At 69.6% G+C, this 25,713-nt stretch carries 24 protein-coding genes; 10 read left to right on the top strand and 14 right to left on the bottom strand.

The window, feature by feature from the left end; translation table 11 throughout:
- The 6 genes from FL344_RS38655 to rsfS form a co-directional block, all read right to left on the bottom strand.
- Positions 1–702 carry a ComF family protein gene (locus FL344_RS38655; RefSeq protein WP_194863255.1) on the bottom strand — a complete coding sequence of 234 codons (702 nt, stop codon included), beginning with the start codon at positions 700–702 and terminating at the stop codon, positions 1–3.
- Between the two features lie 19 nt (positions 703–721).
- Positions 722–2,263, bottom strand: a complete 1,542-nt coding sequence (gpmI, locus tag FL344_RS25955) for a 2,3-bisphosphoglycerate-independent phosphoglycerate mutase (RefSeq protein WP_141620415.1) — start codon at positions 2,261–2,263, stop codon at positions 722–724.
- A gap of 56 nt (positions 2,264–2,319) precedes the next feature.
- Positions 2,320–3,120, bottom strand: a complete 801-nt coding sequence (locus tag FL344_RS25950; protein ID WP_141620414.1) for a GNAT family N-acetyltransferase — start codon at positions 3,118–3,120, stop codon at positions 2,320–2,322.
- Positions 3,121–3,129: 9 nt separating this feature from the next.
- The gene (locus FL344_RS25945) at positions 3,130–4,287 is read right to left on the bottom strand and encodes an RNA ligase RtcB family protein (protein ID WP_141620413.1); all 1,158 of its coding nucleotides are present in this window, start codon (positions 4,285–4,287) and stop codon (positions 3,130–3,132) included.
- 63 nt (positions 4,288–4,350) lie between these two features.
- Positions 4,351–4,815 (bottom strand): 23S rRNA (pseudouridine(1915)-N(3))-methyltransferase RlmH, encoded by a 465-nt coding sequence (locus FL344_RS25940; RefSeq protein WP_090484809.1) that lies wholly within the window; start codon positions 4,813–4,815, stop codon positions 4,351–4,353.
- Position 4,816: 1 nt separating this feature from the next.
- Positions 4,817–5,386, bottom strand: coding sequence for a ribosome silencing factor (gene rsfS / locus FL344_RS39355; protein ID WP_228558151.1), 570 nt, complete (start codon positions 5,384–5,386; stop codon positions 4,817–4,819).
- Here rsfS and FL344_RS25930 point away from each other — a divergent pair.
- The gene (locus FL344_RS25930; RefSeq protein WP_228565375.1) at positions 5,385–5,762 is read left to right on the top strand and encodes a tetratricopeptide repeat protein; all 378 of its coding nucleotides are present in this window, start codon (positions 5,385–5,387) and stop codon (positions 5,760–5,762) included. The two genes, rsfS and FL344_RS25930, sit on opposite strands and share 2 nt — an antisense overlap.
- A 9-nt stretch (positions 5,763–5,771) precedes the next feature.
- Here FL344_RS25930 and FL344_RS25925 read toward each other — a convergent pair whose 3' ends face one another.
- Positions 5,772–6,893: a hypothetical protein gene (locus tag FL344_RS25925; RefSeq protein WP_141620412.1), complete on the bottom strand. Its 1,122-nt coding sequence runs from the start codon at positions 6,891–6,893 to the stop codon at positions 5,772–5,774.
- A 38-nt stretch (positions 6,894–6,931) separates the two neighbouring features.
- Between FL344_RS25925 and FL344_RS25920 the strand changes: the two genes are divergently transcribed.
- The gene (locus FL344_RS25920; RefSeq protein WP_171442959.1) at positions 6,932–7,468 is read left to right on the top strand and encodes a hypothetical protein; all 537 of its coding nucleotides are present in this window, start codon (positions 6,932–6,934) and stop codon (positions 7,466–7,468) included.
- A gap of 23 nt (positions 7,469–7,491) precedes the next feature.
- Here FL344_RS25920 and FL344_RS25915 read toward each other — a convergent pair whose 3' ends face one another.
- Both FL344_RS25915 and FL344_RS25910 read right to left on the bottom strand, forming a co-directional pair.
- Positions 7,492–8,538 (bottom strand): TetR family transcriptional regulator, encoded by a 1,047-nt coding sequence (locus FL344_RS25915; RefSeq protein WP_228558152.1) that lies wholly within the window; start codon positions 8,536–8,538, stop codon positions 7,492–7,494.
- Between the two features lie 173 nt (positions 8,539–8,711).
- Positions 8,712–10,121, bottom strand: a complete 1,410-nt coding sequence (locus tag FL344_RS25910) for a sigma-54 dependent transcriptional regulator (RefSeq protein ID WP_141591932.1) — start codon at positions 10,119–10,121, stop codon at positions 8,712–8,714.
- A 162-nt stretch (positions 10,122–10,283) separates the two neighbouring features.
- Between FL344_RS25910 and FL344_RS25905 the strand changes: the two genes are divergently transcribed.
- From FL344_RS25905 to FL344_RS25895, 3 genes are all read left to right on the top strand, one after another.
- On the top strand, positions 10,284–10,865 hold the full coding sequence (locus FL344_RS25905; protein WP_141620410.1) for an NUDIX hydrolase: 582 nt from the start codon (positions 10,284–10,286) through the stop codon (positions 10,863–10,865).
- Between the two features lie 230 nt (positions 10,866–11,095).
- The gene (locus tag FL344_RS25900; protein ID WP_141620409.1) at positions 11,096–11,839 is read left to right on the top strand and encodes a TenA family transcriptional regulator; all 744 of its coding nucleotides are present in this window, start codon (positions 11,096–11,098) and stop codon (positions 11,837–11,839) included.
- Positions 11,840–12,058: 219 nt separating this feature from the next.
- Positions 12,059–13,849, top strand: coding sequence for a methyl-accepting chemotaxis protein (locus tag FL344_RS25895; RefSeq protein ID WP_228565374.1), 1,791 nt, complete (start codon positions 12,059–12,061; stop codon positions 13,847–13,849).
- On the opposite strand, the gene FL344_RS25890 is transcribed toward FL344_RS25895, so the two are convergent.
- The gene (locus tag FL344_RS25890) at positions 13,833–15,326 is read right to left on the bottom strand and encodes an ATP-binding protein (protein WP_141620407.1); all 1,494 of its coding nucleotides are present in this window, start codon (positions 15,324–15,326) and stop codon (positions 13,833–13,835) included. The two genes, FL344_RS25895 and FL344_RS25890, sit on opposite strands and share 17 nt — an antisense overlap.
- Positions 15,327–15,624: 298 nt before the next feature.
- Between FL344_RS25890 and FL344_RS25885 the strand changes: the two genes are divergently transcribed.
- Positions 15,625–16,176 (top strand): dihydrofolate reductase family protein, encoded by a 552-nt coding sequence (locus FL344_RS25885; RefSeq protein WP_141620406.1) that lies wholly within the window; start codon positions 15,625–15,627, stop codon positions 16,174–16,176.
- A 60-nt stretch (positions 16,177–16,236) separates the two neighbouring features.
- Here the strand turns inward: FL344_RS25885 and FL344_RS25880 are convergent, their stop codons facing one another.
- From FL344_RS25880 to radA, 4 genes are all read right to left on the bottom strand, one after another.
- Positions 16,237–18,414, bottom strand: a complete 2,178-nt coding sequence (locus tag FL344_RS25880; RefSeq protein WP_141620405.1) for a glycosyl hydrolase family 18 protein — start codon at positions 18,412–18,414, stop codon at positions 16,237–16,239.
- 371 nt (positions 18,415–18,785) lie between these two features.
- Positions 18,786–19,355 (bottom strand): DUF1629 domain-containing protein, encoded by a 570-nt coding sequence (locus FL344_RS25875; RefSeq protein WP_141620404.1) that lies wholly within the window; start codon positions 19,353–19,355, stop codon positions 18,786–18,788.
- Positions 19,356–19,370: 15 nt separating this feature from the next.
- Positions 19,371–20,711: an AHH domain-containing protein gene (locus FL344_RS25870; RefSeq protein WP_194863254.1), complete on the bottom strand. Its 1,341-nt coding sequence runs from the start codon at positions 20,709–20,711 to the stop codon at positions 19,371–19,373.
- An 86-nt stretch (positions 20,712–20,797) separates the two neighbouring features.
- Entirely contained in the window at positions 20,798–22,165 is a 1,368-nt protein-coding gene (radA, locus tag FL344_RS25865) for a DNA repair protein RadA (protein ID WP_141591938.1), read from the bottom strand.
- A gap of 183 nt (positions 22,166–22,348) precedes the next feature.
- Here radA and FL344_RS25860 point away from each other — a divergent pair, with 183 nt between their 5' ends.
- The 4 genes from FL344_RS25860 to bioD all read left to right on the top strand — a co-directional run bounded on the left by FL344_RS25860 (position 22,349) and on the right by bioD (position 25,658).
- Positions 22,349–22,618 carry a GlsB/YeaQ/YmgE family stress response membrane protein gene (locus FL344_RS25860; protein ID WP_020478235.1) on the top strand — a complete coding sequence of 90 codons (270 nt, stop codon included), beginning with the start codon at positions 22,349–22,351 and terminating at the stop codon, positions 22,616–22,618.
- Positions 22,619–22,758: 140 nt separating this feature from the next.
- Positions 22,759–23,799 (top strand): biotin synthase BioB, encoded by a 1,041-nt coding sequence (gene bioB / locus FL344_RS25855; protein ID WP_011551374.1) that lies wholly within the window; start codon positions 22,759–22,761, stop codon positions 23,797–23,799.
- Positions 23,800–23,806: 7 nt separating this feature from the next.
- The gene (bioF, locus tag FL344_RS25850) at positions 23,807–24,982 is read left to right on the top strand and encodes an 8-amino-7-oxononanoate synthase (RefSeq protein ID WP_141620402.1); all 1,176 of its coding nucleotides are present in this window, start codon (positions 23,807–23,809) and stop codon (positions 24,980–24,982) included.
- Entirely contained in the window at positions 24,975–25,658 is a 684-nt protein-coding gene (bioD, locus tag FL344_RS25845) for a dethiobiotin synthase (RefSeq protein ID WP_141620401.1), read from the top strand. The genes bioF and bioD overlap by 8 nt, the downstream gene beginning before the upstream one ends.
- The last annotated feature ends 55 nt before the right edge of the window (positions 25,659–25,713 follow it).

The following is a 25,713-nucleotide window of genomic DNA, read 5'->3' as shown; positions in this document are numbered from 1 at the left end:
TCACTCCAGGCTGAAGGCCCGCGCCAGCGTCAGCATCTCCACCTGGGCGGCGCCCGCTTCGAGCAGTGCCGAGGCCGCCGCCCTGGCGGTGGCGCCGGTGGTGAACACATCATCCACCAGCAGCACTCGCTGACCCGAGACACGGGACGACGCGGCGAACGCCCCCGCGACGTTGTTCGCCCGCTCCGCCTCGCTCAGCCCCACCTGCCGCTGTGTCTCGCGGTGCCGCGTCAGCAATCCCACGGGGGCCTTGCGCCCCGTGGCCTTCGCCAGCGCGCCCGCCAGCAACTGCGCCTGGTCGTACTTGCGCGCGTGATAGCGGCGCGTGTGCAGCGGCAACGCGACCACCAGCTCGGGTGCACGGCCGAGGAAGCTTCGTGCCTCGTCCGCCAGCAGCGCCCCCAGGGGGCCCGCGAGGTTGGGGTGGTCCTCGTACTTGAACCGGTGGATGGCGCGCGCCAGGGGCCCCTCGTGCGCGAAGGGCGCCCAGGCGCGAGCGAAGGGCGGCGGGGTGGCGCGGCATCGGGGACACGTGTCCCCGGGAAACGCGCCGGGCTCCGCGCAGGTGCGGCAGCACGCGGGAGGAAGCCGCTCCACCGCGGTGTCGCACGTCTCGCAGAAGAAGCCCTCGGGGCCCGGCAGCACCTTCGTGCACGCGAGGCACGAAGGGGGATAGAGCACGTCCAGCAGGGCCTTCAGCACGGGCCGTGCCCCGCGCGCATCACGGCAGCAGGCCCTGACGGTTCATCTCCTTGGACTGCGGCAATCCCATCACCTTGCAGAGGGTGGGCGCGATGTCCGCGAGGATGCCCGGGCGCAGCTTCTGCCCTCGGAAGTCTGGGTGGATGAGGTGGAAGGGCACCGGGTTGAGCGTGTGCGCGGTGTGGGGCTCGCCTGTCTCCAGGTCTACCATCTGCTCGCAGTTGCCGTGGTCGGCGGAGATGGCCAGCACCCAGCCGTTGCGCTCGCACGCCTTGCCCAGCGCGCCCAGGCATTCATCTACCGCCTTCACCGCCTTCATCGCCGCGTCCAGCCGCCCGCTGTGGCCCACCATGTCCGGGTTGGCGAAGTTCACCAGCGCGAAGTCGTACTTCCCGGAGTCGAGCCGCTTCACCAGCTCGGCCGTGACTTCGTAGGCGGACATCTCCGGCTTCAAGTCGTACGTCTTCACGTCGCGCGGGCTGGGCACCAGGTGCCGGTCCTCGCCCGCGTAGACGACCTCGCGGCCGCCGTTGAAGAAGAACGTGACGTGCGCGTACTTCTCCGTCTCCGCCGTGCGGAACTGGCGCAGCCCCTGGCGTGACAGCAGCTCCGGGAAGATGTCCTGCGGCTGGTCCGGCTCGAAGAGCGCCGGCAGCTTGAAGGTCTCGTCGTACTGGGTCATGCAGACGTAGCGCCCCAGCCGCAGCCCGCCCCGGTCGAACTCCTTGAACTCCGGGAACGCCAGGGCCTGCGTCAGCTCCCGCGCCCGGTCCGCGCGGAAGTTGAAGAAGAGCACCGCATCGCCATCCTGGATGCGGCCCACCGGCGTGCCGTCACCGGCGGCCAGCACCGTGGGCTTCACGAACTCGTCGGTGACCTTCTCCGCGTAGGCCGCGCGGATGGCGCTCAGTGCGTCCGGCGCCTTGGGCCCGCGGCCGAACACCAGCGCCTCGTAGGCCTGGTGCACCCGGTCCCAGCGCTTGTCGCGGTCCATGGCGTAGAAGCGTCCGGTCACGGTGGCGATGCGGCCGGTGTGCGTCTCGTGGAGGAAGCGCTCCAGCTCCTCCACGTAGCCCAGCGCGCTCTGCGGCGGCGTGTCACGCCCGTCCAGGAAGGCGTGCACGTAGACATGGGCCACGTTGCGTTCCTTCGCGGCCTTGAGCAGCGCGAACAGGTGGTCCATGGACGAATGGACGCCGCCGGGCGACACCAGCCCCAGCAGGTGCAGGGCCTTGCCGTCCGCCTTCACTCCGTCGAGCGCCGCGCGAAGCACGGGGTTCTGCGCCAGCTCTCCGGACTCCGCGGCGCGATTGATGCGCACCAGGTCCTGGTAGACGATTCGCCCGGCGCCGATGTTGGTGTGGCCCACCTCGGAGTTGCCCATCTGCCCCTCGGGCAGGCCCACGGCCAGACCCGCCGTCTGCAGCTCGGTGAAGGGGTAGGGGCTCGCCAGCTTGTCGAGGTGCGGCGTGCCGGCCAGGACGATGGCGTTGTTGTCACGCTCCTGGCGAATACCCCAACCATCCAGGATGCAGAGCAGGACCTTGTGCGCGGGCGTCATGCTCCGAACCCTAACCATGCAGGCGCCAGACGGGAGAGGACAAAAAGCGAGCGCGTCTATTGATACTCGCGGAAGGTCCCCTGGGGTACGAAACCCAGCCGGGAATAAACGCCCTGGCCCTGCGCGGACGCCTGGAGGGTGGCTGTCCGGTAGCCCGCCTCCCGGGCATCCAGCAGGGGGGCCAGCGTGAGCGCCGCGCCAATGCCTCGTCGCCGAGCGTGCCGCACGGTGGCCACCGAGTAGAGTCCCGCGACACCCCACGCATGGTGGCACTCACTGGCGGCGACCGCCTCGCCGTCCAGGTAGCCCACGAAGAAGCGGATGGGGCTGTCGGGTGCGAGCGCCACGTGCGCCGTCCTCGCGTAGAAGTCCAGCACGTGGGGGTCGGCGGGCTCCCAGTTCGCCGCGACGACGCGGGCGAAGTCCGCCAGGGTGTGTTCGTCCTCGGCGCGGCGGATGCTCAGCCCCGAGGGCCGCGTGAGTCCTGGCAGCCGGGAGAGGTCCATGGACATGCCCAGCTCCTGCTCGGCGTTCACCAGACCGTGCGCCGACAGGCGGGCGTCCAGGTCCTCGGGCGCGGCGTCCGGTCCCACCCACCATGCGAAGGGAAAGGCCTTGTCCCGGAAGTGGGAGACGGCGGCGGCGATGCGCGCGTCCGCTTCGTGGCGCTCGAGCCGGGCCCGGCACACCACGTTGAAGGTGTTGCAGGGCAACCCGGAGTCGACGAGCAGCAGCCCGGGAGTGTCCTTCACGATGGCGCCGGGGAGGCTCCGCGCCAGATAGGTCATGTGCTCCACCTGATTGGCTTCCATGGCGGAGCGCACTCGCGGGGAGTCTGGCTCGAGGAAAGGCTGCATGGGGAGACCCTACTCCGGCCGGGCGCGCGTCTTGTATGTGAGGACGGGCGCCAGGGTGGCCACGACCCGGACCAGCCCCGCTTCCACCAGGTCCGTCACCACGCGGTCGATGGGCTTGTACGCGGGCGGCGCTTCCTCGAAGAGGAGGTCCTTGTTCTCACACACCACGTGGCTCTTGAAGGCGGTGCGGGTGAGCGATTCCGCCGTGAAGCGTTCGCGCATCCGCTCCCGGGCCGCCGTGCGTGTCCACTTGCGGCCCGCGCCGTGCGCCAGGCTGTGCGCGCTGACGTGGCTCTCACCGGTGGGAATCACCAGGTAGCTCAGTGCGCCGCGGCTGCCGGGAATCACCACCGGCCCTTCGTCGGACGGCGCCGCGCCCTTGCGGTGCAGCCACTGCGTCCGTCCCGTGTCACGCCGAGGGGTGACACTGTTGTGGCATACGTCGAGGACTCGCTGGCCCATCGCGCCGATGCCGTCCAGCATCCGCCGCGCCACCAGGGCCCGATTGGCCCGGCCCCAGGCCACCGCGTGGTCATGGCGCGTGAGGTAGGTCTGCGCCTCGGGTGAGTCGTCCGCGAGCCCGCCCGCCGCGTGCCGGTCCACGTGGGCCCGGAGAATCGCTTCGCCCAGGCCGCGCGAGCCGGAGTGCACCAGGAGCAGCAACCGGTCCGCCTCCAGGCCCAGGGCGCTGAAGACCTTCGCGTCATGGACCGCGTCCACCCGCTGCAACTCCGCGAAGTGGTTGCCGCCGCCCACCGTGCCCAGCGCGGCCTCGTAGCCCGAGGACTTCACGCCGTGCTCCTGGAGGAAACCTTCCGTGTCACCCGTCCACGGGCCTTCCAGGTCCAACTTGCCTGCCCAACGCTCGGGCTTGGCTTTACGTGCCAGCAGGTCCACGTTCCACAGGCCCATGCCACAGCCGATGTCACTGCCGACGAGATAGGGATAGAGAAAGCCTTCGGAGGTGAAGGCCGCGCCGACCGGAGCACCCTTGCCGGGATGCAGGTCCGGGAGGCCCACCGCCAGCTTCATTCCTGGCAAGCGGGCCATGGCTTCGAGTTGCCGCACCGCCTCGCCTTCCACCCAGGACTGGGCGGAGGCGATGACACGCACGGGCGCCTGCGGCGCGGAAGTGGGGAGATGTTCAGAGGAGGCGTCAGTGCGCATGCCCGGGCTGACGGCACCCGCGCGCCACGCCTGACGGTGGCGCCGGGCCCCGTGCCCGGCTGCCTACTTGTGGTACGGCTCGCCCTTGAGGATGGTGAACGCGCGGTAGAGCTGTTCGATGAGCACCACGCGCGCCAGCCGGTGAGGCAGTGTCATCTTCGACAGGGACAGCGTGAGGTTCGCCGCGTCCCGCACGCGCGCGTCGAGCCCCTCGTCCCCGCCAATGATGAACAGCAGGTCCTTGGCGCCCGTCTGCGCCTTGCCGACGTAGCGGCTCAGCTCGACGGAGTCGAGCAGCGAGCCGCGCTCGTCCAGGGCCACCAGCCAGTCCTGCGGCTTGCGCTTGGAGAGAATCGCCTCGGCTTCGGCGGCCTTCGCGTCGCCGGGCTTGAGCCGCTTGCCGCTGGCCTCCGCCAGCTCCACCAGCTCGAAGCGGGTGTAGTGGCCCAGGCGCTTGGCGTACTCCTGGACCGCGGGCTCATACAGGCCCGAGCGGTCCTTGCCGATGGAGAGGAGCCGGACCTTCACCTCAGGCCAGCTTCTCCCGAGACGCGTCGGCCCAGAGGCCCTCGAGGTCGTAGTGCGCGCGCAGGTCGGTGAGGAACAGGTGCGCCACCACCTCGCCGTAGTCGAGCAGCACCCACTGACCCGTCTCGAAGCCCTCGGTTCCGATGGGACGCAGGGGCTCGTCACCCGTCTTGAGCTGCACCTGGACGTTCTCCGCCATGGCGCTCACCTGGCGGTCGGTCTCCGCGGAGGCGATGACGAAGTAGTCCGCGTAGGACGTCATCCCGCGCACGTCGAGGATGACGACGTCCTGCGCCTTCTTGTCCACCAGCAGGTTGCCGATGCGGTGCGCCAGCGCCTTGGCGGCCGGGTTCTCCGCGGGGCCCACCTTCTGGGGCGGGGCAACTGGGAGCTTCGCCTTCTTCTTCTTCGCGGGGGCCTTGCTGGGCGCCTTGCCGGGGGCCTTCGCCGCCGACTTCTTGGCTGCGGGGGCCTTCTTCTTCGCGGGCGTCTTGCCCGATACCGTCTTCTTCCGGGCCGCCGGGGCCCGGGTGGTGGTCTTTTTCGCGGTCGTCTTCTTCTTCGTGGCCATGTGCGGCGCACCCTACCGCACCCTTGGCAACACGGAAGCGGTCCTCTATCTGCTGGTGTCCATGAGCGACGCCCGGCTGGAACAGTTCAAGAAGATGGTGGTGGACTTCCCGGACTCCCCCATGAGCCATTTCTCCCTCGGGAAGCTGTACCTGGAGCGGCGGCAGTACCCGGAGGCCGCCCAGGCCCTGGAGTCGGCCGTCCGGCTGGACCCCACCTATGCGGCCGCCATGGTGGCCCTGGGGGATGCCTGGGCCGGGGCGGGGGAGTCCGACAAGGCGCGCGAGGTGCTGGGCCGGGCCAAGGAGCACGCCCTGGCCCAGGGGCACCCGGGGCTCGCCGAGGAAATCGACGAGCGCATCGCCGACCTGTCGTAGGCCGCGCCCTCAGTAGCGCCAGGTGAAGCCGGTGCTGATGACCTGGCGCGTGTAGGTGAGCGAGTTGCGGGGCAGCCGGGTGCTCCAGATGCCCCAGGTCACCTCCAGGTCCAACGACTCCGTCAGCGGCCGGGCCAGCTTCACCGACAGCGAGTTCTGCCCTTCGTCCTCTTCCACCAGGATGATTTCCGGGGAGAGGTAGATGCCGTCCGGATACTGGGTGATGCCCAGCGAGCCCTGCGCCAGCAGGGTCACCCGCCAGGGCAGCCGGACGCCGGCGTTGGCTGACACCCGGTGCCGGCGAATCGTCTCGCCGTAGCTGTTGGAGGAGCTCTCCTGGAAGGCGTACGTCAGCCCCAGGGCCAGCGGGCCCCGGTAGGTGTACGACGCTCCCGCCGTCAGAGCTGCATCCTGACGCCGGCCGGCGAGGAATCCCGAGCCGCCCCCCGTCCCCGACGGGCGTGCCCGAGGTGGGGTGCCGAAGCGCCGGGAGTTCCAGTCGCCGAAGACGGACAGGCTGTGCCGCCGGTCGAAGCGGTAGCGGCCCAGCACGCCCACCTCGGGGCCGCCGAAGTTGGCGGTGGGGTCTGGCCGGTACACGAATCGCCGGGCGCCTGCCCGCACTCGCAGCGCCAGTCGCACGTCCGGGGCGTATTCCAGGAACGCGGTGGTCCCCAGGTCCGAGTACGAGCGCGAGCCACCCCGCCGGTCCTTCGCATGGCCCTCCAGGCCGATTCCCAGCGCTGTGCCCAGCGCGTGTGACGCCTCCACCGCGCCTGACTGCACCAGCGTGTTCTCGTCCCGGTACAGGCGGTACGCGCGCGTGCCCAGCTCGTAGCGGCCCACCAGTTGGGCCTGCTCGAAGGAGCCGCGCCCCTCGGCGGAGCCCAGCAGGCTGAGGGCGAAGTCCCGCTCCGGGTTGGGGGTGAGCTGGTCGGAGAAGTCCCGGGGCGCGTTGGTGTCCAGCAGCAGGCGGCCGGTTCCCCTCAGTGCCCCTTCCCACTCGGCCGCGGGCGCACGGCCGGCGGCGAGCATGGCGAGGACGAGCAGGAGCGGCGCGAAGGAGCGGACCACGGCGCGCGACCATACTCCGTCGCTGGAGGGCAGGGGCGGCCGTCCAGTCGCTCCCACCGGTGACGACGCCCCCGGCGGCCCGTTACATTGGGCGAATGCGCCTTGTGTCCTTTCTCGCGGTGGCCTGCCTGGGCCTGTCCGCCTGCGCCTCCTCCTCCTTCACCACCGAGGTGAAAGGGGAGTCGACCGTGCCCGCGGGCCCGCCTGGCGTCGACACGCCCCTCAACGGCCTTCCCGCCATCAGCAGCTTCGCGGGGATGGACTTCGACAAGAACCAGGACTTCAAGAACCAGGGGATTCACAAGGGCGAGGTGACGTCCGTCAAGGTGGAGTCCCTCACGCTCAAGGTCCTCAGCCCCAATGACCAGGACCTCCGTTTCCTGGACTCCGTGGAGTTCTATGCCCGCGCGGGAGACCGGGAGGCGCGCATCGCGGCGCGCCAGGATGTGTCCGCGCTGGACCTGAGGCCACCCAACCCCGTGCTGTCGCTGCGCGTGGACAACGTGGAGTTGCAGCCCTTCGTCTCCGCGCCGTCCATGAGCATCATCATCCGCGGCCGCGGCATCATGCCGGCGCGCGAGGTGCGGCTGCAGGCGGTGGTGAAGCTCCAGGTGGAAACCGGGCTCTTGTAGTCCGGCGTCGGGAGGCGCGTCCCTCAGGGGACGCCCATCTCCTGCGCGCGCCGCTCCAGCTTCGTGGCGCGGCCTTCCAGTTCCCTGGCCAGCGTCTCCAGCCGCGCGGCCTCGGCCTCCATCGCCGCCAGGTCCACGGGGCCGCCCGCCGCCAGGGCCTGGGCGCGCTGCGTTTCGACCTGGGGCCGCCGGTCCGTGGCCCGGGCAGACAACTGCGCCGGATAGGGGGGCCGGCCCGGGTCGACACCTTCACCGGGGCGTCCGCCCACGTTGGGGGGCGGATCGTCGGGGCTGTCACCCTGGAAGTTCGGCGCACTGGTGCCTGGCACGGAGCGCTCCACCTGCAGCGCCCGGTCGCTCCCCATGCGCAGGCGCAGCCGTCGGTCCTGGTCGTCGAACATCGACTCCTCGCCGAGGAAGTCGTTCATGCGCCGGTCCAGGTCGCGCTCCTCGCGCACCTCGGTGATGCGGCCGCGCAGCGCCTTCAGCCGCTCGCGCACCTTGTCCCGGGTATCGCGGAGCGTGTCCGCCTGGGCCAGCAAATCCTCGGGGTCATCACCGCCCGCGGTGGCTTTGTTCAGGGAGGGCACCTGGGACGCGGGCAGGGCGGCGCGGATGGCCTCCCGCTCGGCGCGAACGGAGCGCACCGCCTCCAACAGCTTCTCCCGCTGGCCCCGGTCCGCCGTGCCTTCCCACGCCGCGAGCAGCCGCGTCAGCTCGTCCGACAGCGCCGTGTGCAGGGCCAGGTGGGCGCGCTCCGCTTCGCCCTCCGCCGCGACGACGGCCTGCGCCAGCCCGGTGAGCTGACCGCTCAGCTCCTGCGAACGCCGCAGCGCGTCCTCCAGCTCCGTCCCCGCCATCAGCTTGCCCTGGCGCTGCGCCTTCAGCGTTTCGATGCGTGCCGCCAGCCCGTTGAGCTCGTCGCGCAGGGCCTGCTGCTGACCCCGCAGCGAGCGCGTCTCCGCGCGAGCCGACTGGGCCCGTCCCCGCACCGCCTCCAGCCCAGACGCGGCCTGACCGGGCATGGCCAGCAGCAGGCTCAGCAGGAGGGCGAGGGGGCGGAGATTCATCAGCGACAGCCCCAGAGCAAGGTGAGTGCCAGCCTGCCAGCCCATCCCCGGGGTTCGAGGCCCCTCGGCGTCCAACAATTCCGGACACCTGGAGCGTCCAGGGGGACAGGGGCGGAGGTGGGATACCGGTGAAAAGTCATGGGGGGCGGGGGCGGGTGACAGATTTTCGAGGTTCAGCTCTCCTCGGGAGGCGTCCCCTTGGGGAGGAAGCCGTACTTCTCCAGCTTGTAGTACAGCGCGGACGTCTTGATACCTAGCAGACGGGCTGTCTCCGTCTTCACGCCGCTGGCCTTCTCATAGGCCCGGGCGATGAGCTGACGCTCCAAATCTTCCAGGATGTCGGGCAGGGGGCGGTCGCCCTGGAGCACTGGCAGGCCCGCCTCGACGCGCGGGGTGCCACTGGCAGTGAGGTGTGAGGGCAGGTCCAGGTCGGTGAGCTGCTCACCTTCGGCGAAGACGAGCGCCTGTTCGATGACGTTCTCCAGCTCGCGCACGTTGCCGGGCCACGCGTGGCGGGCCAGGGCACGCAGCGCGCTGTCGTCCAGGCCCATGACACGCCGGTTCACGCGCATGGCGTGCTTGGCCACGAAGTGCCGGGCCAGCAGGGAGATGTCCTCGGGCCGCTCGCGCAGGGGCGGCAACACCACCGGAACGATGTGCAGGCGGTAGTAGAGGTCCTCGCGGAAGCGTCCGGCCTTCACCTCGGCCTGGAGGTCCCGGTGGGTGGCGCTCACCACGCGCACGTCCACCTTGAACGTGTCCTCTCCGCCGACGCGCTGGATTTCCTTCTCCTGGAGCACGCGCAAGAGCTTCGTCTGCACGGAGGCGGGAATCTCGCCTATCTCGTCCAGGAACAGCGTGCCGCCGTCCGCCAGCTCGAAGCGCCCCAGCTTGCGCTTCACCGCGCCGGTGAAGGCGCCGCGCTCGTGCCCGAACAGCTCGCTCTCCAGCAGTGTCTCCGCCAGCGCCGCGCAGTGCACGACGATGAAGGGGCCGTCTCGGCGCGGGGAGCGCTGGTGGAGCATCCGGGCCACCAGTTCCTTGCCGGTGCCGCTCTCTCCGCGCACCAGCACCGTGGCGTCGCTCTGCGCCACCTTGAGCACCTGGGACACCAGCCGCTGCATGGGCTCGCTGTCGCCCACCAGGCTGCCGTGCGTGAGGGCCGCGTCCGTGTCGTGCGCGGCGGTGCGCGCCGTCAGCCGCTCCACCTGCTTGCGCGTGGAGGCCAGCTCCAGCCCCTTGTCCACCTTGGCGCGCAGCACCTCGGGCGGGAAGGGCTTGGTGATGAAGTCGTAGGCGCCTTGCTGCATCGCCTGCACCGCGGTCTCGATGGTGCCGAAGGCCGTCACCACCATGACGACGGCGCCGGCATCCAGCGCCTTGAGCGACTTCGTCACCTCGATGCCGTCCATGCCGTCCATCTTCAGGTCGGTGACGACCAGGTCGAACGGCGCCTTGCGGTAGGCGGCCAGTCCGTCCTGGCCACTGCGCACCGCGGACACGGTGTGGCCCGCCCGCGTGAGGGTGACAGTCATCCCTTCACGCAGCGTGTCGTGGTCGTCGATGACGAGGATTCGCGCCATGGCGTGAGTCGATTCTCCCTGCAACCCGAGGCCGGCCGCATCCCGGGGCCGCCGGATGAGAGCACATCCGGACCGGCTTGCTCCACCGGCTCAGGAGGTTGCCACATGTCACGGGCGTGCGAAGGTGCTGGCGCCGCCTGTCCTGGAGCAGTACGGGGAGGCATGGAATCCGAAGTTTCTTCCGCCGCGTCCCTCCAGTCCCTGCTCGAGCGCCACGTTCCCGAGGGCGTGAAGGAGCGCGAGGACCTGGAGCGCATGCGCCACTTCGCCCGTTCCCTGGCGCGCCCCTTCTCCCGGGAGCAACTGGAGGCCCACTTCACGGGCAGCGCGGTGGTGGTGGACCCAGAGGGCGCGCGCGTCGTCCTGTTGCATCACCGCAAACTCCAACGCTGGCTGCAACCCGGGGGACACGCGGATGTCACGGACGCGGGCCACATGGAGGCCACGGCGCTGCGTGAAGCCCGTGAGGAGACGGGATGTCGCGTGTCCCTGCACCCGGCCGCGCCCCGGCCGCTGGACGTGGACATCCACACCATCCCCGCGCGCCGCGATGAGCCGGAGCACCACCACCTGGACGTGCGTTTCCTCGTGGTGGCGGAGAACCCCGACGCACTGGCGCATGACCCGGCGGAGTCCTTCGGCGTGCGGTGGCTCACCTGGGACGAAGCCATGACGCATGCGGACGAAGCGCCTCTGCGCCGCATGCTGGCGAAGGCCCGGCGCGTGGTGGCCTCCGCGCCCTGAAGCGCTCGAAAGCGGAAGCGCGCACGGCCTCGCGGTCAGGGGCACTGTGGCTTCGCGGACCGAGCGCGCGCGCCCGCACCCGGATTTGAAACAAAATATGGGAAACACGGCCTGGTTGCCTTTGGGCCGATGGTGCCGCTGGAAAGCGATTGCAACCATGCCGTCCTGCTTGGGCGGGTGAGGGAGGCCATGCCGGCCTGTCACCTGTCGGGAAGCCAGGAGCCGTGCCCATGTCGTCCGCCGCGCCCCACCGTTACAGCCCCCCTGTGCTCACACTCACCGCGCACCCGCGCTGGCTGGAGTCGATGTTGGAGTCCGTGCGCGACGAGTGGAACGCGGCCTGCTGGCCTCCGTTGTTCCGCGCGACGGCTGACGGTCAGCGTCCGCCGCTGCGTCACTGGCGGCGGGTGCTGTCCCACTTCTTCCTCATCGTCGAGTCCTTCCCCAAATACATGGGCCTGTCGCTGGCGAAGACGACCTACGGCCAGCGTCCCGGCGACGCGAGCGCCCGCCGCTGGCTGCTGCAGAACCTGGGCGTGGAGGCGAAGCATGCGGAGTGGTTCATCGACTGGATGCGCGGCATCGGCCTGGCGCCGGAAGATGTCTTCACCCAGCGCCCCCTGCCGGAGGTGCGGGCGCTGCATGAGTTCCTGCTCGACACCTGTGCGCACGGGACACTGGCCGAAGGCGTGGCCGCGTCCAACTGGGCGGTGGAGGGCATCACCGGCGTGTGGACGCGGGAGGTGGTGGAGCCCTTCCGCGCCTATGCCGAGGACGGCGCGCGCATCGACGCGTATTCGATGATGTGGCTCAAGGTTCACGCGCGCTATGATGACCAGCACCCGGAGGAGGCGCTGGAAATCATCAAGCTGTCCACCGACGCGGGCTCCGGTGAGCCCTTCCGCGTCCAGGCCGCGGCCAGGAAGTCGCTGCAGATGTATGCCTCCGCGCTCCACGCGTGCTGCAACGACTGAATCGCGCGACACCAGCGCACAGCCCTCTGGTGCGCCTCCCGCACACCTCGAGGCCCCGCGTGGGCTCACGGGTCCCGTGTTTCATGTGCTCTGTCCGGAAGGCGGCAGCTTCCGGATGACCCGCCTGTCCGCTTCGCGCGGAGAGTGCCGTACTTGCGGGTGAGGACTTCCGGCTCTGCCCTCGGGGTGTGAGCCCATGGCCTCGGGGGGATGTGCCACATGAATGCCGCAGACAAGGTCATCCAGGAGTACCGGGGACGTGCGCTCAAGGTGTTCATGTTGTGGGTGCTGCCGGTGGCGCCCATCGCCGCGTATCTCAATGGCATGGCCATGGGCGTGGCGGGTTGGTCGGGCCTGATTGCGGTGGCGTGGGTGCTGCCGCCCATCATCGTGGGCCTGGGTATCGCCTATCCCGCGTTCATGATGCACATGCTGGTGGACGGCGCGCTGCGGGAGCGGCCGGAGGACACGCCCGGCGCGCGGCTGGAGCGAATCCTGCGCCTGCCGTGGCGCGCCGCGGTCGCATCCTCGTGGGGCGCGTGGACGCTGGGAGGACTCTGGTTCAGCCTCCACGTGTGCCTGCTGTGGAAGAAGGACCTGTCCCTGGTCGTGGTGGGCACGCTCATCGGCATCTGCTTCGGCGTGGTGCTGGGCTTTCCCATCAGCGTCACGCTGGAGCGGTTGCTGTTGCCGCTGGCGCTGGAGGAGCAGCGCAAGGACCCGACGATGGCGCTCAAGGGCGGCGGCTTCTTCTGGCCGCGGCAGGCCTGGTTCATGCCCGTCACCTTCATTGGCTCCAGCCTCTGCGCGTTGGTGCTGAGCGGGTGCGTGGTGCTGGTGAAGCTGCAAGGCGTCCGGGACGAACTGCACAATGCGCTGGTGGCGGAGGGCGCGCACGGCTCGGCGGAGTCGCTGATGGGCATGGGCGGCATGCTGGCGGGTGAGCTGGCATTCGGGCTGGCCTGGGTGGGCGGATTGCTGGCGATTCCCGCCGTCACCACCTGGATGCTGGCGCGCCGCCAGGCGCACGCGGCGGGCGCGGTGGGCGTGGCCATCGAGTCACTGTCCGCGGGGCGCGTCGTCTCGCCCGCCTGGGTGTCCACGGATGAGATGGGGGACTTGTCGGCTGGCATGAACGCGGTGCTCGTCCGCCTGCGGCAGTTGCCCCTGTCGCTCAATGCCTCCGCCACGCGGCTGAGCGGCGCGGGGCGACACCTCCGGGAGTCGCACGACGAGCACCAGCAGAGCCTGGTCCGTCAGGCGTCCGCGCTGCACGAGGCGCAGATGACGTCGGAGGAGATTCGGCGCACGTCGCTGATGGCCGTCGAGCGAGCGGAGGAGGTGCTTCAGGTGGCCCGCCGCTCGGAGGCACTGGGACAGCAGGGCGAGGCCGCCGTGGAGCGGAGTCTCAACGGCCTGGCGGACATCCGCCGCGTGGTGGACGGCATCCAGGAGCGGCTGACGCGGCTGGCCCAGAGCACCACGCAGATTGGCGAAATCACCGAGACGGTGAAGGACCTGGCGGACCAGTCCCACCTCCTGGCGGTCAACGCGGCCATCGAGGCGGCGCGCTCGGGCGAGCAGGGGCGGGGCTTCGCCGTGGTGGCCCGCGAGATTCGCGGCCTGTCGGACCAGTCCATCCAGGCCACGCGGCGCATCCGCGGCATCCTCCAGGACATCAGCACGGGCATCCGCGACGCGGCGAAGATGGGGGAGGCCGGCGTGCAGACCATTGGCACGGGCCTGGACCAGATGCGGGCGTCAGGGGACTCGCTGCGGGAGCTGTCTCGCATCGCCCAAGAGAACTCCACCGCGGCCCGGCAGATTGCCGCCGCGGTGACGCAGCAGGATGCCGGCTTCACGCAAATCTTCGACGCCATCGCGGACCTGTCGCAGCTCATGGACGCCACGCTGAAGCGGCTGGAGTCCACACAGGAGGCCACCGACACGCTGAGGGTCGTCTCCGACGATGTGGCGCGGATGGCGCGGCAGTTCAACGCGACGGGGTGACGGAAGCGCCGTGGCCCGGCTTCCCACCCAGCGGCAGCGTGAGAATGAAGCGCGTGTCGCCCGGCGCGGAGTCCAGCCGCAGCGCGCCGCCGTGCGCGAGCGCAATCTTGTGCGCCAGTGGCAGGCCCAGGCCGGTGCCCTTCTCGCGCGTGGTGAAGAAGGGCTCGAAGATGCGCTCGCGCGCCGTGCCGGGCACGCCGGGGCCCGTGTCGCGGACCTGAATGGTGTAGTGGCCGTCGTTGGACGCGCCGGACACCTGCACGCGTCCGCCCGGGGGGGAGGCCTGCACCGCGTTCTTCACCAGGTTGACCAGCGCCGCGGTGAGCAGGCTGCCGTCGGCTTCCAGCACCGCGGGGGAGGCGTCGATGTCCACTGTGACGTCGCGGGCGCTGGCCTCGGCGGCCATCAGCTCGCAGACGACGGAGAGCAGGGTGGGGGCCTCCACGGGCGCGCGGGCCAGGGGCTGCTCGCGGGCGAAGGCGAGGAAGTCCTCGACGATGCGCTGGAGGTAGGCGACCTCGCGTTGGATGCGCTCCACGTGCGCGCCCGCGTCGGCGTGGGCGCCGGCCTGGAGGTCTTCCTTCAAGATTCCGGAGAAGAGCGCGATGCCGCCAATGGGGTTGCGCACCTCGTGGGCCACGCCCGCGAGCATCATCTTCAACTGACGGTCCCGGCTCTCCAGGGCGCCGCGCATGTCCTCCAGCTCGCGCGCGAGGACGCCGATTTCCAGCGTGGGCTCCGGTGGCACCGGGGTCGTCAGGTCGCCCCGGCCGATTCGCAGCGCGGACGCCATCAGCCGCCGCAGCGGCCGGGCCAGACCGCGCGCCGTCACCAACGCGATGACGGCGAGCGCGCTCAGCGCCACCGCGCCCATGATGGCGTAGGTGCGTGACAGTCGCTGCAGGGGTCCGAAGAAGGCGGCGCTGGCCTCCACCCCCACGGCGCCCACCACGCGGCCCTCGTACAGGATGGGCGCATACCCCGTCTTGTAGCGCTGTCCGTCCGAGCCGGTGAAGAGCACCTGGCTGGCGGCGCGCTCCCCGGCGAAGACACGGGTGAGCTCCAGCCTGTCGCGCGCCAACTCCGGCATCTCCGCGCCCACCGGGAGCCCACCCCCGACGTCCACGCGCATCCGGCCCTGCGTGTCCACGGCGTAGACGCGGCGCACGCCGCTGGCCTCCGCGATGTTCTCGAAGGTGCGGACGAAGTTGCGCCACGTGCGGGTGCTCGCCACGTCGTCGCCGGGTTCGATGGTCAGCAGCCGCTCGCCGTGGACCTGGGTGGCGGTGGCGGCGGCGATGCCGCTGAGGCTGGTGCCCAGCTCCTCTTCCAGGATGACGCGCGCGAGCTGGTAGACGGCGGTGCCCGCCACCGCGACGAAGAGCAGGGTGGGCACGAGGAATGCCACCAGCAGCCGCGCGGAGAGCGAGCCCAGCGCGTCACGCCATCGCGAAGTGTGTGGGGCAACGTGGGGCATGTCCGGGGCGGGACTTTAATCGAGCCTCGTCTCCCTCGCGGGGGCGGGGCTGCCTGCTCGGAAGGGGGTTGCCGAGGGGGCCTTCGTGTGCGTACTTTATATGTGGCGCCTCACGGCGCTGTCCCATGACCTTCGCTCGCTAACCCAGGCTTCCGTGATTGCCCTTGCCGCTCCGGCCGATGTGCCGTGGCGTTGACGTGGGCTGCTGTCCGGATGCGTGGGTCCCCGCTGTGTTTCCCAGTCGTCTTCCTGAACCTGAATGACCGGCGCCTTTGCGCGCGCGGCATGGAGAACACGTATGCGAAAGCTCAAGTACCACGTTGCCACCAGCGTCGACGGTTTCATCGCCCACGAGGACGATACGTACGGCGCCTTCATGCAGGACCGCCTCATCAAGGACAGCGAGCACGTCGCGGACTACGTCGCGTCGCTGGCGACCTATGCGACGGTGCTCATGGGGCGGCGCACCTATGACGGCGGCCTCAAGGTGGGCGTGACGGACCCCTATCCGAACATGGACACCTACGTCTTCAGCCGCACGATGAAGGAGAGCCCGAATCCGCGCGTGAAGCTGGTGTCGGACGACGCGGTGGGCGAGGTCCGGCGTCTGAAGGCCCAGGAGGGCGGTGACATCTACCTGAGCGGTGGTGGCGCGTTCGCCGGCTTGCTGCTCGCCGAGGGGCTGGTCGATGAGGTCCTGCTCAAGATGAACCCGCTGATACTCGGCTCGGGCATCCCGCTGGTGGCCTCGCTGAAGCAGGTGGTGGACCTGGACCTGAAGTCCACCAAGGTCTACGCCAACGGCGTCGTACTGCTGCGCTACGCCGTGATGCCTCGGCCGCAGGCCTAGCTCGCGGTACCTCGAGAGGGAGCGTGTCCGTGTGGCTTGGATGCGCTCCCTCCGGTGGAGTTACTGGAGGAAGGCGCCCTTCACCGCGTCCAGCAGCGGGTTGGCGCCGGTGGTGGGGTTGGTGCAGCCCTGGTTGATGGTCCAGATGATGGTGCCGCCGAAGCCGTTGTCGCGGGCGTAGGCGCCCTTGGCGGCGATGGCCTCAGGGCTGTCATAGGAAATCCACCGCACGGTGCCGTCCTCCACGGGCGTGTTGAACGTGACGTAGCTGGCCGCCGCCACCGCGTCCCAGCGGTACGTGCCCGACGCGGAGAGTTGCTGAATCTTCTTGTACGTGAAGGAGTTGTCGCTGCCGACGTAGTCGGACCAGTGGGTAAAGTCCTGGTAGGGGCCGGTGATGTTGCGCCACGCCATGCCGTAGAAGGGGATGCCCATGCCCAGCTTCGCCTTCGGGATGCCCGTGCGGGCCCAGCCCTGGAGGCTGGAGGACACGGACGTCGGCCGGTTGCCGGACTCGCCGTAGAGCGCGGACGTGTACCAGGACTGCCAACCGTCCCACGGGCCAATCATCTCGTAGGACATGATGTTGATCTGGTCCAGGTACGGCGCCAGGTTGGCGAACCACGGGTCCGCGTCGCTGGCGAAGTTGCTGTTGAGCCACCCGATGGGGAAGGTGAGCAGCATGTTCGGCCGCGCCGCGCGGAGCTCCTTCACCAGCGCGAGCAGGTTCGGCTTGTCGGCTGCTTCCACCGGCTCCCAATCGATGTCGAGCCCGTCGTAGCCGAAGGTGTCCATGGCGTTGAGCAGGCTCTGTACGAACTTCGCCCGGTTCGCGTTGGAGGCCGCGGCCACCCAGCCCGCGTGCTCGCCCGCGCCGCCCACCATGATGATGGCCTTGCGGCCGGCGGCGTGGGCTCGCTGCGCGAGCGTCTTCGCGATTTGCGGCCCGTAGTCGTTGTCGAAGGCCGTGTTCAGCGAGCCATCCGGCTTGGGCGTCACGCGGCCGACGATGATGTGCGTCAGCGCGCTGAAGTCCACCTTCTCGGGCGGGTACAGGTCCGCGTTCCAGCCGGTGTAGTAGCCGGACACCCACTTGCCACTCCCGGGCTGCGTTGCCGCCACGGTGACGGTGGCCGTCGCCTGCTTCGTGGTGTCCGCCTGACTGGTGGCGATGACGTGGTAGGTGCCCGCTGTCCGTGGCGCGGTGTACTGGCCGCTGTGGGTGATAATGCCTCCCGCGCTGCCCTGCTGGATGGACCACGTCACCGCGGTGTTGGCGCTGCCCGTCACCGTGGCGCTGAAGGTCCGCGAAGCTCCCGAGGCCAGTGACGTGCTGGTGGGCGTCACGGAGATGGCGACCTGCTGCTGTGGCGGATTCACGGAGGCGGAGACGGGCATGGAGCGGAGACCTTCGCCGTCCGCGCTGTTCGCCGACACCGCGTACCAGTACGTGGCGCCCGAGGTGACGGTGGTGTCGCGGTACGTGGTGTTCGTCAGCGGCGTCGTGGTGCGCTTCGTGTACGTGCCTGTCTGGGAAGTGGCGCGGTAGACGTGATAGCCGGTGGCGCCGCTGACGCTGTTCCACGTCAGGGACACGTCCGTCGCCGAGGCCACCGCTTTGAGGCCGCTCGGAGCTGACAGCGTGGCCGTACCCAGGCGAACGCTGTCGAAGGTCATCACCGGCAGGTTGCGGCCCGCGCCCTCCTGGATGGCGATGCCGTCCATCGTGACGTTGGCGACATCGAGCGCCGTGAGGGGCACGCGGCAGCGTGTCCAGGCACCGGCCTCGATGGTTCCTCCGTCACAGTAGCGGTTGATGGAGATGGTGGGCCGCGCCTGGTTGCCGACGGTGGCGTAGGCGGTGAGCGCGGGGTTGGACGTGGCGCCGCCGTGGACCTGGAACTCCAAGAACTCGAGTCCGCTTGTGGAGACGCCGGGGTGGTGGAAGTAGAGGCCCGTCCAGGGACCGAACGTCGCGGAGACGGCGCGCGAGCCGGCGGCCACGGGGGAGGTCGCCGCGAGGTTGTGTGTTGCCCAGGACCAATCCGCCCAGCCTGGGCCCAGCGCGTCTTCGTACTTCGCGGTCGAGCCATCATCCACGGCTTCTGCTTGGACGGGCCGCGCGCTGTCATCTGGCGCGGAAGCCTCGGGTGGAAGGCCGTCCGCGATGGACTCCATGCCACACGCGCTGAGCTGTACGCCCACTGCCAACATGAACCACGTGAGTTGCCTTTTCATGTCGCTCCAGTGGCCAGGGCGCGAGAGTTGGCGTGGGGCCGTCGCCACGTCTCACGTGGCGGGAGCGTCCGGTGCCATCTCGCGTGAGCCCACCGGGAGTGGCGGGCGCTCAGAAACCTGGCTGTCGGGGCGCAGAGACACCGCGTGCAGGCGTCGGCATTCAAGCCATGGGGTGTGTCGCTTCAGCACTTCGCCTGTTGCTCAGGCCGTGGAGCAGCCGGTGAGCCATGCGTCTGATTCACGAGGAGGCTGGGCCTGTCAGCACCTCGAGAGGGCAGTTTCCCGGAGTACGGTTTGGGAAGGCTTCCGTAAGCAAGCGCAGGGTTGCTAGGGCGCTGGGCCCCTGGGTGAAATCCTTCAGGGAGACCGGTCTACACCTCGGTGAAGCGTGCGCCCGTGGTCTGCTCCTGCTCGATGGCCACCTTGAGGTCTTCAGAGACAATCAGGGCGATGTCCCAGCCCCATGTCCGGAACAGCTTGGCGCTGCCCACAAGACCCGGGTCGATGCGCAGGCCCGCGACCGAGCGGTATTCGCCCACTCGCTCGGGTTGGCCGTGCTCCGGCTTCCAGTAGCGGACTTCCCTGCTCGCGTTCGGGTCAATGCACCGAATGAGCTTCGTCGCTACGAGGATGAGGTACTGGTCCGGCTGGCCTTCGACGTCCACGGGGATGAACTGCACGTCGTCGGGCGCCAGCTCCGAGAGGCGGGTTGCCACCTTGACGTGGACGATGGGGGTGGCGCTGATTCCCGCGGTCGAAAAGTCCAATGGCCGGCCTGTCGCGGTAACGGGGACTTTCATGTGGCCCTGGATGGAGACGGGCCTTCCCGCGGTGAACTCGCAAGGGTCCGCCTCTTCGTTCGTCACGGCACGTCGAGGCTCTCCCAGATACCAGTGCCCTGGCTGGACGTCTTCGGACAGCGCGAAGTAGCGATGTGCCATGGCGGAGTCTTACCGTTACTTGCCCCGGGTCACGAGCCTGTTGAGCTCTGTTCCCTGCGTGATGACTTCCTCCGCCATTTCGTTGAGCGCCGAGGTCAGCGCCTTCCGACAAGACTCCACGGTGCGGCATGCTCGGGTTGCATCACGGAGTCTCGCGAAGACCAACGCATGATACTCCTGTGGGTGCGGTCCATGATGCCCCTGAACGGGGACGATGTTCTCTGGGTCCTTCAGCTCCATCCCCGCCTTTTTGAAGAACTCCTCGAACCTCGGTGTCCAGGGGCCACCGCGTGCCGTGGACACGCTGTTTTTGTTCGTGGCGAGATGGTGCCGGTGCGTCCAGTGTTTTGAAGAGTCCTGCGTCGACATGGCCACGGCGGTGGGGGCCAGGGCGACGGTAAAACCCTCGGCGGTCATTGCCACCGAGCCCACGTTGCCAATGGACGTGAATCGAAGCCCGGCCTGGGATTCGATGGCGAGGGCTGCCTGCGCGGAGTTGGGCAGTGACGAGGACTTTGCCGCGAGCCCCGCGGTGCTTCCAATGGCGGCAGTGGCCAGCATGACGAAGACCCGGGCTGCATTCACGCCAAGGACTTCTCCGTAGGACTCGCCTGCTTCGCTGAGTTGCTCGAACGTAGTGGCGTGGTCCACCGTTCGGACCAGTGACACCCATCCGTCAAGCAGCCGCCACACCATGTCGACTCCCAGATAGGCAATGGCGGTCGCGGTGATGAGCGCTGCGACTCCCTTGCTCGTGGGTTCCGGCAGCGCCCAGAGGAGCAGATACATGCTCACCGACGCTGTCACCGTTGCCATCACTGCTTGCGGGTCCGTCATGCCTTCCAACGCTTCGGTGGTCTCCTCCCAGACCGAGTCCATGGCGATGGCCATGGCCAACGCGTACTTGCCGTCGCTCGCAATGAGCGGCCCTTCGTCCAGGAGACGCAGGCAATCGCGAGACTGACCCTTGCGGTGACACCACTGGCCGTACGCTCGTGTGAGTTCGTCGTCCGCGTACGACATCCGTAGGCGAGGACCTTGGTCGCTCTCGTCTTGGGGGATGAGCCGCTGGCTGCGGCCCTCGTACCAGTACACGCCGCTCCGCCGAGGTACGCCCATCAGGAGTCGTGCGTGATTCAGTGGCTGTCGAGCGGGCCGCACGTCCCAGGCGAGTCTCGCCAGCGCTTCTTGAAACGCACCCGCCTCTACTTGGGAAGCTCGTAGATTGGCCTCTGCCGCGTCCGGAGGTGCGACGAGGTTGGGCGCCTCATCGCCGATGTCGAGACACACGCGGCGAGAGGCCGAACAGCTCACGGCGAGGAGCAGGAGTGGCAGCAGCGCCCATCGAAGCAGCATGGAGGTCCCCCGGGATGGGCATCTCGTCATTCAGCGGTGCCCGCTCCCAGGTTATCTGTTGCCGCCAACGCTGTGCCCGCGTCCGCTCAGTCGAACATCGCGACCAGCGCGTCGCCGAGCGTCTCTACCCCGACGATTTTCATCTTCGGGCCCGCGTCCTCCAGCCGCCGCGCGCTGCCGGCGGGCAGCACCACGCGCTGGAAGCCCATCTTCGCGGCCTCCGCCAGCCGGGGCTCCACCTGACCCACCGCGCGCACCTCTCCGGCGAGGCCCACTTCTCCGAGCACCAGCGTCTTCGGATCCAACGGACGATTCTGGAGGCTGCTCACCAGCGCCGCGCACACCGCGAGGTCACACGCGGGCTCGGTGAGCTGCATGCCACCCGCCACGTTGACGAACAAGTCACAGCCCACCAGCGGAATCTCCTCCTTCTTCTCCAGCACCGCCGCCAGCAGCGCCACGCGGTTGCCGTCCACGCCAATCGCCGTGCGCCGCGCGGTGCCGTAGCCCGTGGGCGCCACCAGCGCTTGCACCTCCACCAGCAGCGGGCGCGTGCCGTTGAGCGTGCTCGTCACCACGCTGCCGGACTTGCCCACCGGCCGCTCCGACAGGAAGAGGGCGGAGGGGTCGGACACCTCCACCAGCCCCGCGCCCTTCATCTCGAAGACGCCAATCTCGTTCGTGGAGCCGAAGCGGTTCTTGTGCGCGCGCAGGATTCGGAAAGGGTGGCCCCGCTCGCCCTCGAAGTAGAGGACCGTGTCCACCATGTGCTCCAGCACGCGCGGGCCCGCGATGGAACCTTCCTTCGTCACGTGGCCCACCAGGAACGTGGGCACCCCCGTGCGCTTCGCGTAGGCCATCAGCCGGCCCGCCACCTCGCGCACCTGGGTGATGCTGCCGGGCGCGTTGCCCAGCTCCGGCAGGTACATGGTCTGGATGGAGTCCACCACCAGCGCCTGGGGCTTCAACGCCTCCGTCGCCGTCAGCACCCGCTCCGCGTCCGTCTCCGCGAACAGGTGGATGGAGTCCCCCTCCACCCGGAGCCGCTCGGCGCGCATCTTCGTCTGTCGCAGACTCTCTTCGCCGGAGACGTAGAGCACCGGTCCGTGACGCGCCAGCCTGTCCAACGCCGCCAGCAGCAGCGTGGACTTGCCGATGCCCGGGTCGCCACCCAGCAGCACGATGGAGCCGCTCACCACGCCGCCGCCCAGCACGCGGTCGAATTCGGCGATGCCCGTGCGCCGGCGCGTCTCCGTCTCGCCGCTCACTTCCTTGAGCAGCATGGGCCGCGCCGAACCGCCTGAGGCCCCCCAGGCCGGACGTCGCTCATCCGCCTTCGGGTCCGTCTCCTCCAGCAGGGAGCTCCACGCGCCACAGTCCGGACACTTCCCGAGCCACTTCGCCGTTTTGTATCCACATGCCTGACAGGTGTAGTGCGTCTTCGCCTTCGCCATGGGTTGGGTGAATAGCGCGGAACCCTGACGTTTTTGCGACCTTGCAGGCAGGCATGCCCGCAGAGCAGGCAGGCGCCATGTCAAGCCCCCCGGTGCCAAGTTGTACGAATGGGTGGGGCAACCCAGGTTTGCTCCCAGGTGGGCGTCGCACCCTGCGTCGCTAAACAAGCAAGGGAGGTAGTCATGGGGATTATCGCGTTTCTGGTCATTGGCCTTCTCGCGGGTCTGATTGCCCGCGCGCTCATGCCGGGCAACCAGTCGATGGGGCTCCTCGCCACCACGCTGCTGGGTATCGCCGGCTCCTTCGTGGGCGGTTTCGTCGCCTCGCTCTTCCGCAGTGATGGCCGCGTCTTCGACCTGCACCCGACAGGACTCCTGTTCTCCGTCCTGGGCGCACTCCTGGTGTTGTTCCTGGTGGGCCTGGCAGGCCGGGGCCGCCGCGTCCACGTCTAGTGCCGCGCGTCAGCTGACGCGCTGAGCCCCTCTTGAGGGGAGATGGACCCTGGAGAGTCGTCAACCCACCTGCTCGCGGGCGTTGACAACTTTCCGGGGTCCACGCACGTTCGGGCCCTCATCCGTCCGTAGAGGAGCCCATGCCCGATACCGCCACTGTCTCCAGCGAGAGCGAGTTCTCCGGTCACGCCCACGTCGCCGCGCCGCCACCGGCGGGTGTGGACGTGCGCCATGACTGGTCGCTGTCGGAGGTGAGGGCCCTCTACGAGCTCCCGCTGCTGGACCTGGTGCACAAGGCCCAGACGGTCCACCGGGCCGTGTTCGTGGACAACAAGGTCCAGCTCTGTTCGCTGCTGTCCATCAAGACGGGCGGCTGCCCGGAGGACTGCTCGTACTGCCCGCAGGCGGCCCGCTACAAGACGGGCGTCAAGGCGGAGAAGCTGATGGCCGTGCCGGACGTGCTGGATGCCGCGTCCAAGGCCCGCGCCGCCGGAGCCACCCGCTTCTGCATGGGCGCCGCGTGGCGCGAGGTGAAGGACGGTCCGCAGTTCGACAGCGTGCTGGAGATGGTGCGCGGCGTGCGCGCGCTGGGCATGGAGGCGTGCGCCACCCTGGGCATGCTCTCCGAGAGCCAGGCGAAGCGCCTGCGCGAGGCCGGCCTGTCCGCGTACAACCACAACCTGGACACGTCGCCCGAGCACTACGGCGACATCATCTCCACCCGCACCTATGAAGACCGCCTGCGCACGCTCAACCGCGTGCGCGACGCCGGCATCTCCGTGTGCTGCGGCGGCATCATTGGCATGGGCGAGTCGGTGGATGACCGCTGCAACCTGCTGCGCACCCTGGCCAACCAGGAGCACCACCCGGAGTCGGTGCCCATCAACGCGCTGGTGGCCGTGGAGGGCACGCCGCTGCAGGAGCAGCAGCGCGTGGAGACGGTGGACATGGTGCGCACCATCGCCACCGCGCGCATCCTGATGCCCCAGTCCATGGTGCGCCTGTCCGCGGGCCGGCAGCAGATGAACGAAGAGGCGCAACTGCTGTGCATGATGGCGGGCGCCAACTCGCTCTTCTTCGGCGAGAAGCTGCTCACCACCGGCAACCCCGAGTACACCCAGGACATGGCCCTGCTGGAGAAGGCGGGCATCCGCCCCCTGGAGCCGCGTCAGGAAGGCTGAGCCCACCGTGAGTGATGAAGCCGTCGCGGCGGCGTGGGCCCGGGAGGACCTGGAGGCCCTGTCCGAGCGCGGCCTGCGCCGCTACCTGGAGCCCCTGGATTCTCCCCAGGGGCCCGTGGTGCGCGTGGGGGGCGAGGCGCTCGTCAACTTCTCGTCCAATGACTACCTGGGGCTGGCCGCGTCACCCACCGTGCGTGCCGCGGCGCTGGCCGCCGTGGAGCGCTACGGCGTGGGCACCGGTGCCAGCCGGTTGGTGGTGGGTGACACCGCCGCGCATCACCGGTTGGAAACGCGGCTGGCCGCCTTCGAGCGCGCGGAGGCCGTGCGCCTGTTCAACAGCGGCTACGCCGCCAACACCGGCATCATCCCCGCGCTGGTGGGGCCCGAGGACGCCGTCTTCTCCGATGCCCTCAACCACGCCTCGCTCGTGGATGGCTGCCGGCTGTCTCGCTCCCGCGTCTGCGTCTATCCGCACGCGGACGTGGAGGCGCTCTCGCGCGCCCTGGCGGAGACGCCCGCGCGCCGCAAGCTGGTGGTGACGGACACCGTCTTCTCCATGGACGGAGACGTGGCCCCGCTGCGCGACATCGTCGCCGCGTGCCGGGCCCACGGCGCCGCGCTGATGGTGGACGAAGCGCATGCCACCGGCGTGCTGGGCACACGCGGAGCGGGCCTCTGCGATGAGCTGGGATTGGAGAACGAGGTGGACCTGCGCATGGGCACGCTGAGCAAGGCGCTGGGCGTCATGGGCGCGTACGTGGCGACCTCTCGCGAGGTGGCGGACCTGCTGGTCTCCCGCGCGCGGCCCTTCGTCTTCTCCACCGCGCTGCCCGCGCACCTGTGCGCCGCCGCCGAGGCCGCCGTGGACGCCGTGGAGGGCGACCCGGACCTGCGCGAGCGGCTGTGGCGCAACATCCGTCGCTTCGCGGAGGGCCTGCGCGGCTTGGGCGTGCGCGCCGAGCCTCGCAGCGCCGTGTTCCCCATCATCCTCGGCGAGCCCGAGCGGGCGCTGGATGCCGCGCGCCGTCTGCGCGAGGCGGGCGTGCTGGTGAAGGCCATCCGCCCGCCCACCGTCCCCGAGGGCACCAGCCGCCTGCGCTTCTGCCTGTCCGCTTCCCACACCGTGGGCCACGTGGACCTGGCGCTGGAGGCGCTGCGCACCGTGGGAGTCCGCCGTGGCTGAGCGTGGCAAGCCGTTCCAGATTTTCGTGACGGGCACGGACACCGGCGTGGGGAAGACGCAGGCGTCGTGCGCGCTCCTGTCGCTGCTGGCGGACGCGGGGCTGCGGCCCCAGGGCTTCAAGCCCTACGAGAGCGGCTGCGCGTCCCTGCGTGCGCCCGCGGACGCCCTGGCCCTGCGCGCGGCGGCGGGCAGCTCGCTGCGCGTGAATGAAGTCTGTCCTCACCGCTTCCGCCTGCCCGTGGCGCCCGGCGTGGCCGCCAGCCGCCTGGGACGCGAGCCCGACTGGGACGTCACGCTGGCCGCGTGGCGTCGGCTGCGCGGGGGCAACGCCGTGGTGGAGGGGGCAGGGGGCCTGTTCGTGCCGCTGGATTCGAAGCACGACGTCATCGACCTCATCGCCACCTTGCGCCTGCCGGTGCTGCTGGTGGCGCGCGCGGGCCTGGGCACGCTCAACCACACCGCGCTGTCGCTCCAGGCGCTGGCCGCGCGCCGCATTCCCGTGCGGGCCGTGCTGCTGTCGCGCGGGACGTCCGCGAAGGATGTTTCGGAGCGCGACAACCGGCGGCTCCTGGAGGCGCGGCACGGCGTCCCGGTGCTGGGACCGGTGCCCTATCTTCCCGACGCGCGGCGCCGCCATGCCGCGTTTCGCCGCGCGCTGCGGCCGTTGCTGCCCTGAACGCGCGGAGGCCGGAAAATCGGCCTCCGGCGCGTTTCCTTCCGAGGGCCAGTGC

This window comes from Myxococcus sp. AB036A, from assembly GCF_006547355.1.
GTDB lineage: Bacteria > Myxococcota > Myxococcia > Myxococcales > Myxococcaceae > Myxococcus > Myxococcus virescens.
Note: the sequence above shows the minus strand (reverse complement) of the source record. Positions and strands in the feature narration are given on the sequence as shown.